This window comes from Methanosaeta sp. UBA356, from assembly GCF_002496465.1.
GTDB lineage: Archaea > Halobacteriota > Methanosarcinia > Methanotrichales > Methanotrichaceae > Methanothrix > Methanothrix soehngenii.
Genome location: NZ_DAKC01000022.1, coordinates 1 through 10,099, shown reverse-complemented (window position 1 = coordinate 10,099; position 10,099 = coordinate 1). Strand labels below are relative to the sequence as shown.

Annotated in this window: 9 protein-coding genes and 1 tRNA gene; 9 read left to right on the top strand and 1 reads right to left on the bottom strand. The window is 50.4% G+C overall.

Features of this window, described 5'->3' with window-relative positions; all coding sequences use genetic code 11:
- Positions 1-188, bottom strand: a 188-nt coding sequence (locus BP727_RS01260; protein ID WP_286856994.1) for a flavoprotein, incomplete at its 3' end; no start/stop codon positions are given.
- Positions 189-289: 101 nt separating this feature from the next.
- Here BP727_RS01260 and BP727_RS01255 point away from each other — a divergent pair.
- The 9 genes from BP727_RS01255 to BP727_RS01215 form a co-directional block, all read left to right on the top strand.
- Positions 290-391: transfer RNA gene (locus BP727_RS01255), tRNA-Met, on the top strand.
- A 350-nt stretch (positions 392-741) separates the two neighbouring features.
- A complete protein-coding gene (locus tag BP727_RS01250; RefSeq protein WP_286856992.1) occupies positions 742-2,130 on the top strand; it encodes a tetratricopeptide repeat protein in 1,389 nt (462 codons plus the stop codon).
- Between the two features lie 43 nt (positions 2,131-2,173).
- Positions 2,174-3,631, top strand: coding sequence for a tetratricopeptide repeat protein (locus BP727_RS01245; RefSeq protein ID WP_286856990.1), 1,458 nt, complete (start codon positions 2,174-2,176; stop codon positions 3,629-3,631).
- Positions 3,632-3,654: 23 nt separating this feature from the next.
- A complete protein-coding gene (locus BP727_RS01240; protein ID WP_276987320.1) occupies positions 3,655-4,275 on the top strand; it encodes a hypothetical protein in 621 nt (206 codons plus the stop codon).
- A gap of 159 nt (positions 4,276-4,434) precedes the next feature.
- Complete coding sequence (locus tag BP727_RS01235; protein ID WP_286856987.1) at positions 4,435-5,226, top strand: tetratricopeptide repeat protein; 792 nt, start codon at positions 4,435-4,437, stop codon at positions 5,224-5,226.
- 353 nt (positions 5,227-5,579) lie between these two features.
- A complete protein-coding gene (locus BP727_RS01230) occupies positions 5,580-6,896 on the top strand; it encodes a tetratricopeptide repeat protein (RefSeq protein WP_286856985.1) in 1,317 nt (438 codons plus the stop codon).
- A 63-nt stretch (positions 6,897-6,959) separates the two neighbouring features.
- Complete coding sequence (locus tag BP727_RS01225; protein ID WP_286856983.1) at positions 6,960-7,970, top strand: helix-turn-helix transcriptional regulator; 1,011 nt, start codon at positions 6,960-6,962, stop codon at positions 7,968-7,970.
- Between the two features lie 239 nt (positions 7,971-8,209).
- Positions 8,210-8,959, top strand: a complete 750-nt coding sequence (locus BP727_RS01220) for a tetratricopeptide repeat protein (RefSeq protein ID WP_013720720.1) — start codon at positions 8,210-8,212, stop codon at positions 8,957-8,959.
- A gap of 19 nt (positions 8,960-8,978) precedes the next feature.
- Positions 8,979-10,099 (top strand): helix-turn-helix transcriptional regulator (locus BP727_RS01215; RefSeq protein ID WP_286856979.1); only part of this gene is annotated, 1,121 nt, incomplete at its 3' end.

Below are 10,099 nucleotides of genomic sequence, written 5' to 3'. Positions count from 1 at the left end.
TCCAGGGCATAGGGATGCAGTATCTGTCCGGCGGCATGGCTCATGGTACAATGAACCTCTGCCCCGCGGCGGATGAGGTCGCGAATGAGGTCTATCACCCGGACAGCAGCGATGCTGCCCGTCACTCCCACCACTATCGTCTTTCCGGATAGGGTCTCGCTCACCGAGGCTGAGATATCAGAGGGCATACTCATCCCTTTTGCACTTTGAGCTTTTAAAGGATGCCCGTTCCCTTGAAGGGGATTAAGCAAAAACCTTAATTAGCTATTCACCCGAGGGACTATGCCGTGCCGGGGTGGCCTAGCTGGTTAGGGCGCGAGACTCATAGGGTAATTGCGAAGAACGCGCCTGAGTCATCTCGAAGTCGCGGGCTCGAATCCCGCCCCCGGCACCTTATTCTTGGCAATTAAAAATAATTTCATAATCGGCTCGACTGTTAGGCATAAACAGTATTCGCATTAATGACAATATTGGCAGCATCTCTTATTGTCGAACAGCCACAAGATTTATATTCGTTGACTGCCGTAATACGGCAAATGCCGTAGTTCAGTATTGGTGGTTTGGAGTGGGAGACAGCCTGAAGAAAGGCTGACTTAATGCGATTAGATCCTTTCTCTCAATTGAGAGGGGTCTATTAAGGAGCGCGATTCGATGGAAAATAATGACAAGATAGCGGAGATCAGGCATGCTCACCGTCAATTGCCTGATATATTATATGCCATCTTTAAGATTATTTTCTCCTTGATATCGTTGAAATTTTTTTGCACCTCTGCAGTGGGAAGGGAAGAGACGACCGGGTACTGGATTGATAGAGCTGAAGAGCTCATGCACAACGATTCTATCGATGAAGCCATCTCTGCATGCGGCATGGCTCTAAAAAAAGAACCGTGGAACGATTCAATTCTCGTTCGCAAAGCCATGTATCTTAACATCATTGGCATGGTGAATGAATCGGCAAAGACATATGAGAAAGCGCTGACCCTGCTGGATGAAAAGCTAAAAAAGAATGCAGGAGATGCTGAGGCCTGGCAATGGAAGGCCATAGTTCTAGCCAGCCTGAACAGAGAAGATGAGTCCGACCAGGCATATGAAAAGGCCCTGGAGATCTTCGACCAGAGAATAAAGAATGACTCGCGGGATGCCGACTCCTGGATAGGCAGAGCAGATGTGCTGCTCAACCTCGGCCGGTGGGATGAGGCCCGTGAGTCATATAATAGAGTCACGGAGCTCAAACCTCTGGATTACAGCGTCTGGTGGAGGAAAGCAGAAGTCATTAGCGGCATAGGAGATATCAACGAGTCCGTGGAGGCCTACGATAAGGCCATCAGCCTGATACCAGCCTACGATGCAGCGGAGCGGGCACTGGCTTATGCTGCAAAGGCAGAAGACCTGGCATTTGCCGAACGATGGGAAGAGGCCCTGGAGGCGGTTGATAAATCTCTGAAGCTTAGTCCCAAAAGCAGCGTGTGGTGGCATTTCAAGGCTTCTACTCTAATGGAGATTGGCAGGAATGATGAAGCGCTGGCAGCCGTTGACGAGGTCCTCAGGCAGAGTCCCCAAGATGCCCATAGCTGGCTGCGGAAGGCTGGCCTGCTCGTGGAGATGAAGTGCCATAACGAATCCATCAAAGCCTACGACAAAACCCTTGAGCTGATTGCAGAAAGCAACACCAAAGAGCTGGCTGGGATTTGGCTGGTCAAAGGAACGGCACTGAACAGGATCGGCAGGCGAAAAGAGGCAAAAGAGGCCTTCCGGATGTCGCTGGAGCTTCACGTTAAAGCCATCTTGGAGGACCCCGGCGACCTCAGCCTGAAGAGGATGAAAGGCCTGACGCTCTATAACCTGGGCAGATACGAGGAGTCCTTAGAGGTTTATGATCAAGTACTCGAGGCCTCTCCCAGAATAGAGCCCTACGTTATCGACGTTTCTGCATTGGAGGGCAAGGGTGATGCTCTTCGGGCATTGAACAGAAACCAGGAGGCTCTGGAGGCTTACAATGAGGCAATAGAGCTGGCTCCCAGTTCTAGCGCCGCATGGCACGGAAAAGGTGAGGCCGAGAGGGCATTGGGACAGGTTGGCAATGCCGGCATGTCGCTTTTGACGGCGGATAAACTGGGGTATGAAAAGTGAGCCCCACTAATTTTTTTTGTGAAAAGGGGATGTGGTGAGAGAAATGAACGGAAATAAAAGAATATCTAAAAAATTGGGAGCAAAGCTCGCTCTCACTCTGCTGGCACTGGCAATTATATGCATCACTGCAGAGGCGCAGGAAAACACTGCAGAATACTGGATTGACAGAGCAGATGAATATATGAACAACGGCTCAATCGAGGGGGCTGTTTCCGCCTATGATGAGGCCCTGAAGATAGATCCCGATAACACAACCATACTGATTCACAAGGCGTTAGAGCTGAGTGTTTTAGGCAGAGTGAACGAGTCCTCTGAGACCTACGAGAGAGCGCTCTCCCTTTTGGATGAAAACCTGTTGAAGGACCCTAATGATGCAAAGGCCTGGCAGTGGAAGGCTACTGTCTTGGGAAGCATGAAGAGACAAAATGAGTCCCTTGCAGCTTATGAAAAAACTCTGGAGGCATTCAACAGGCGCATTGAGACCGACTCAAAAGATGCCGATGCCTGGGTCGGCAAGGGCAATTCCCTGATGAACCTGGGGAAATGGGAGGAGGCGCAGGATGCCTACAACAGGGCCATAGAGATCGATCCTCAGGATTACCACACATGGGGAAGGAAAGCGGAAGTCATAGGCAGAATAGGTGATCTCAACGAATCGGTGGAGGCCTACGACAGAACTATCGAGCTGATACCCTCCGGCAATACTCAGGAGCTGTCAGGTTACTGGATGTCCAAAGCCGAAGTACTGGCAATCCGAGGCCTGAGCGATGATGGCCCGAGAACAGATCTGCTGGAAGAGGCCCTGACCGCCATCAACCATTCCCTGGAGCTGGACCCCAAGAGCAGCTCAAAGTGGCACTTCAAAGCCACCATCCTATCGGAACTGGACAGGAAAGATGAGGCGGTAGAAGCATTTGATGAAGGACTAAGGCTGAACCCCGAAAATGCTGACAATTGGCTGTGGAAGGCCAATCTCCTTGTGGAGAACGAATCCCAGGAGGCTTATGATAAAGCCATCGAGCTGATTGCAGAGAACAATAGCGAAGATCTGGCGCTCGACTGGCTCTCCAAAGGATGGGCGCTTAATAAGACCGGCAGAACAGATGAGGCCCAAGCGGCATTCCAGAAGTCCCTGGAGTTTTACGAAACGGCCATTTCAGGGAATACAGGAAATATCCGTCTGCTGCAACAGAAGGGCTTGGTTCTATTCGAACTGGGCAGATATGATGAGGCTATCGAAGCTTATGACCAGGTTCTCAAGAACTCCCTGAGCCTCGAGTTTGATACAACAGCTGTTAGCGCATGGATAGGCAAGGGCGATTCGCTGCGCTTGCAGGGCAAAAACGAGGAGGCTCTTGAGGCCTACAATAAAGCCATAGATTTAGGGCCCCATTATAGCAATGCCTGGCACGGCAGGGGAGAGGCGCAGAAGGCCATGGGGCAGGTTGGTAACGCCGGCATGTCGTTTTTGGTGGCGGATAAGCTGGGGTATGAGGAGTGACCTCCGTCAATCTTTTTTCACGCATGAGATTGGCGAATAGCGGTGGCTGTTTATTTGCAGCCTTGCTGGCATTCCTCTTTGTCGCAACTGCTGCGGCCTCCGAAGATCTTTCCGGTCGATGGAAGATCAGCTATGTTGTTCAGAGCGGCGGCCCTGACGGAGAGTTCGCTGAAGGCAGCGTGGTCTCCCTAAGCGAGAAGGACTCGACTCTGCAGGGCAGGGCAACCCTTGGCAGCCGCGGCGACGGCTTCCTGATAGGATCCCGACAGGGTAGCGATGTTCAGGCGGCCATCACCTTCCGCAGTAATCCTGCTCTGTTCCTTCGGCTGTCGGGCAGCCAAGGCGATGATGGGCTGCAGGGCAGCTTCACCGCCTCAGGCGGGGGAAGCTTCTGGCAAGGGAAGTTCGCTGCCACCCAAATGACTACGGCCGCCGGAGAGGTCATCGGCACAGAAGTTATATTTGCGAATTTCACCCCCCTGGACGAGGACCTCATGCCCAAGCCAACCCTGTACCTGGACCCTGAGGCAAACTGGAGCGCACAGCAGGATAGCGGTGTTAGGGAGACTTTCGTCATCAGGTATCAAAGAAACACCGTCCTCATGTGCAGAAAGAAGCCATTGATATGGGATTGGTGGCTGTAAGACTCTGGTTGAGAGATCCACAATATCATCATGGACAGGGATATAAATAGAGGCGCAATTAATTTTTCATGTGAGGGGGATAAGATGATGAAAGCTAATTTAGCTCTGGCCTTTGTAGCCCTAGCAGTACTATGTGCTTCATCTAGTTCTCAGGAAGATATGGCGAAGGAAGACACAGCCGGTTATTGGCTGAACAAGGGCAACGAGTCGCGTGAAATGGCAATAAATGAAATGCAAAATCAGACTGCCCGAGAGATATTTCTTCAGGAAGCCCGCGAGGCCTATGATAATGCCATAGAGATCGATCCTCAATCGGCATCGGCCTGGTTTAAGAAGGGAGAGCTTCAGATCGATTTCCTCGGCAATTATGAGGAAGCCCTTAATGCTTTCAATAAATCCACAGAGATCAATCCGCAATTTGCCGACGCCTGGTATCAGAAAGGCAAAACCCTGACTGGCTTTGGATATTTTGAAGAAGCCCTGGAATCCTATAATAAATCTCTTGAGATAAATCCAAACTCATCCGATGCCTGGTACTGGAAAGCAGGCGTTCTGGCCGAACTGAGCAGGCACGAAGAGGCAATCCCGGCTTATGATAAGGCCATTGAGCTCGATCCCACTCAAGCATCATACTGGCTGGACAGAGGCGGCGCTCTCAACAGACTCAATCGCACTGAAGGGGCTAACGCTTCTTTCACAAGAGCAGTTGAGCTCTGCGACGAGGCCATCGAGCAAAATCCCAAGAGTATAATGGCCTGGCAGGGCAAAGGCACGGCCTTTTACCATCTGGAACGACTCAATGAGTCGATACAGTGCTTCGACAAGGTCATAGAGCTGGCTCCCATGTACTATAGGTCCTACTACTATAAGGGAAAGGCACTGCAGGATTTGGGCCGTGAGGTCGAAGCAGAGGAACTCTTCGCCAGGTCCAAGGAGCTGGGCGGCATATAAGCCCATCTTTTACTTTTTGCATCGATGATGGGCAGAGATTTGATCTATGGCAATGGCGCACACTCAATGCCGCCAGTATTCTTGTCCCAGTCATAGCTCCTTAAACGTCGTAGTACCCAATAACATGGATTTTTTAGCTTTGCTAATGGCTCAGGAGATGTCTTTCATCAAAAAGGAACCTTCATGAACATCTGAACGCTCCATCTCTCAAGATTTTCTCCCATGTTCATCGTTCATTCAATCAATCATTTATCTACAGTTCACGCCCAGAAGAGGTTGGCAGGCATTTCGAACGAGAGATGTCCGCATAAATGAAAGAAGTCGAGGAATAGAGCAGAAAGGAGAGTTTGGGAATGAATGAAAAAAGAGTGAATGATCTGAGAGCGAATGCAAAAAAGATGAGGGCCTGGATGAGAATCCCCCTCATCCTGGCCGTTCTCTTTGTGCTATGTCTAGCAGCTGTAGCGCAGGAGAATACTGCAGATAGCTGGTATCAAGAGGGTTTGAAGCTAATGGGAAACGATAACTATAGGGATGCGCTCGTTGCATTCGATAAGGCAATTGAGATCGATCCCGAGAACGCCAGCATATGGATGGGCAAAGGTGATGTGCTCGTAAGAATGGGAGATTATAATGAATCGCTGAAGATTTTTGAAAACGCCTTGGAGATGGCAGAAAAAACTACCCAAGATAATCCCCATGATGCCAGGGGCTGGCTTGTGGAAGGGGAGCTTTTCATAAGGATTTTCAAGAACGATGAGGCTATCAACGCCTATAGCAGAGCTACTGAACTGAATCCCAAGTATGCGGAGGCTTGGTACCTGAAGGGCGCAGCTCTGAACCTTAAGGCAGGGGAACTACCTGAACAGGAGAGCGCCAAGACCTATGAAGAAGCCTTTACCGCCTTGAACAAGGCCATTGAGCTGGATCCCGGCTATGGAAAGGCCTGGAATGATATAGGCTATACTCTCTTGTCCCTCGCCAGGTTCAATGGCAAGAATTTTAGCAGATACAATGAGTCGCTGGAGGCTTTCGATAGGGCCATTGAGCTTATTTCTGCTGAAGATTCCAGGCAATTCTTAGCTTTGGCCTGGGAGGGCAAGGCACTTGCATTCGTTGGCATGAGCAATATGCTTAACGATATGGATAGGAAGGATGAGGCCAGAGAAAGGTATGAAGAGGCCATAAAGGCTTGCGATAGAGTTATTGAGCTAGACCCAGATTTCACCGGCCAGGAAGCTCGATTATTGAAGGCTGGTATCCTCTCCGAACTGGGCAGGCACAATGAATCTCTTATGGCCTACGACGAGGCTATTTCGTCCGTGCCTGCAGACCTTGTCTTGCTCACAGCCACATTTATGGCGGACAAGAGTAGCGTTCTTATAAAGATGGGCGAGTACGAGGAAGCCCTAACGACTATTAATGCCGCCCTAAAGATAGATCCGACAAATCCGATTGCCTGGAAGAACAAAGGTGAAGCCCTAAATTATACGGGCAGATACGAAGAGGCCGTAAGCGCCTACGACAAGGCTGTTGAGCTGAGTCCAGAGCTAGGTCTGCTGAAAGCCTCCTCCTGGCAGGGCAAGGGCGATGCACTGAAGGCCTCAGGACGCCAGGTTGAAGCGGCTGCAGCTTTTGCCAAGGCAAAGGAGCTAGGGTATAAAGCATAGATCCGCAGGAATACAGATGACCGTGTTTAGCATCTCAAGAACCGGAGGGATAGGATGGTATCTATGGTACTATTGAAGAAGATCCTGATGGGATCGGCTATTCTTCTATCCCTTGTCGCCGCAATTCAGGCATCCGGACAGTATCCTGATTCTGGGGCAGCCGGGAAGAACCTCAGCCTCAATGTCCACCTGCTCGACACCGGTCAGGCCCTGGTCGTGGGCTATGTTGATGACCCCAGGGGCCTGATCTTTCTGAGGCCGACCCAGTATACCGACCCGGCTGCGACTCGGTATGCATCCAGATACAGGTATGAAAACGAGACTCATCAGCTGTATGCCTGGACTGACGCACTGACTTTCAAGCAAGGAGATACCTGGAGATTGATGTTTCAATGTCCGGGCTTTTATGCCGAGTATCGCGTCATATTCGACCTTCCAGCCGATTTAGGGCTGGGAAGAATCAATAGCTCTGAGGGGCTGAAATACGTGGTCTCAGCCTCAAATGATTCGTTAACAGTTATTTCTCAGGGATATGATATCAGGAATCCTTCCATAACCATAGAGTACCAGCAGTCTTTAGCAGAAGAGGCATCTCTTGAGGATATCAACGGCAGCAGCTCTAATAATTTTTGGCTGGTCGGGGGCGCCATTTTATCTCTTGTTTTGTTTATCGGATCTGTCTTCACCTTTATGATGAGATGGCGAAGAAATGAGATGCAACCTGTCAAGAAGGATATGCTTGAAGGCGATCATCTGCTCGGCATCGAGTCCCAGGATGCCTCAAAGCCAATATATGCTGCCAGGTCTCTGGGAGAAATCGAGGTTGGCAGTGAGCTGAATGCGGTTTTGGAGACCCTGACCCCGCGGGAGCGCTCGATCATGGAGATCCTGATAAAGCATGGCGGCAGAATGACGCAGATGGATATGAGATATGAGACCGGCGTCCCTAAATCAACGCTTACCATGGTTCTGATATCATTGGAGAAGCGCAATCTCGTAACCAGGAAAGAATGGGGCAGAACGAACATTGTAGAGCTATCAGAAAGGTTCTTTTCGGGAGAAAAACATTCTTGAACATTCTGAACAAAAACAGGCCTTCAAAATAAGGTCTTCGTTTTCCGTTCATTCACATTACCTTTTATCTATCGTTCATGCCGGGTAGAGGTCGTCGGGCGGCTCGAAGACGAGCTTCCAGACGTGGAGGTTTCAGTGGAATAGTGGATAAGGGGCCAACTCTATGCCAATAAGGGGCAGGCCCCTTATTTGCTATCACCTCTTTAGACGAAGTGAGCAACTTGAAGGAGAGTTTGGGAATGAATGGAAAATCTAAGATGAGAGCCTGGATCGGGGTGGCCATGGTCCTAATAGTGCTCTCTGCGATGTGCTTGGTAGCTGCGGCACAGGAGACTGCAGATGAGTGGGTGAAGAAGGGAGATGATCTGATGAATTCAATGGCGTCTGAGTCCTTAACTGAGGCGCTGAACGCATACGACAAAGCTCTTCAAATGGATTCGCAAAATGAGTCTATTTTGCTAAGAAAAACAGTAGTTCTTGATATAATAACAATAGGAACAGCTACAGAGGCGCTTGGTATCGTAGAGAAGAAATTGGAGAATAATCCGCAGGATGCATTGGCCTGGCAGGCAAGAGGTGTAGCACTAAACTACTTGAGCATTGAACAAGAGGCCACCCAATCCTTCGAGAAGGCCATAGAAATATACGATCAAGAGATCCAGAAAGATCCCAAGAACGGCACTGCCTGGTGGTATAAGGCCGAAAATTTAGCGAATCTCCAGAGGTTCGAGGAGGCACTCATTGCTTACGAGAAGGTGATTGAGCTAGACCATCCCAGGAAGGTAGACGCATTGAGCACTAAAGGTGGCATTCTCATGCAGTATGGAAGGCTTGAAGAATCTATCAGTGCCTTAGATAAGGCTACTGAGTTGGATCCAAACCATATCACGTCGTGGTTTACTAAGGGCCAAGCTCTTAAAGAAATGGGACGCAATGCAGAATCAGAGGCCGCCACCGCAAAAGCGAGGGAGCTGGGGTATAAAGGTTGACAGCTTCCTTTTTTATATAATGAAGAAGGATCTGATAATCGTGGCTTTGAAGTATGGGCAGGGTATTCTTAAGGAACCAAGAAAGCTCATAGTTGCTCTTCTTCTGCTAGTCTCCATCGCTCTGACATCTGGACAGGAGTTCGATGGTACGGATGAACAAAAGCTCGACCTAGACATCTACTTATACAATACAGGCAAAACCCTAGTGGCGGGCTACATGGAGGACCCAAAAGGCCTGACATTTCTGAGGACCGCTCAGTACAATGCCCTTTATCCCAATCAATATGTCCCCAGATACAGCTACGATAATGATACTCGCCAGCTATACGCCTGGACAGACGGCCTGACCCGGAAGAATGGGGAGAACTGGAGCCTGGCCTTCACCACCTGGGGACTCTGCAGCCAGTGCCATATCGTCTTCCACTTGCCAGGCGACTTGAGGCTGGGAAGAATCAACAGTTCTAGCGGGCTGAACTACATGATCACCGCCTCCAATGAATCCCTGCTGGTGGATGCCCAGGCACACGGTGTTAAGGACCCTGCAATCACCATCGAGTACCAGCAGCCTTTGGGCAATGAGCCTCTGCAAGACGCATCTGCGAGAGAGGAAGGCCATGGCAGCGGCTCACAAAACCTTCTCATGGTTGCCGCCTTTATATTTATCCTGACTATTGGATCAGCATTCGCTTTCGTCGTAGGCAGGCGAAGAGAAAGACTGCCGCTCGGCCAGGCAGATCGACCAGATCTGTCGGTTGTAGACCGCCAGCCTGAAGTCAGTGCCCCAGATACGTCGGCAGAGCCTTTGCAGGCTGCGCAGATGGCAGCATCGCAGGATTACGCGTCTTTCGAAGCTGATCCGCCGACCGTTGCAGCTGAGGACGATGCGGAGGATGAGGATGATGCAGGGCCCATTGGGATGCTCCCGGCAGCAGAGGGCCAAAAGAAAGATATCGCAGTCAGCAGCGAGATGAAGGCCGTTATGGACGCTCTGACTCACAGAGAGCGCTCGATCATAGAGGCCCTGATAAAGCACGGCGGCAGAACGACCCAGGCGGAGATAAGATATGAGACCGGCCTGCCCAGATCCTCCCTCACCATGGTTCTGGTATCCCTGGAGAGGCGAAACCTCATAACAAAGAA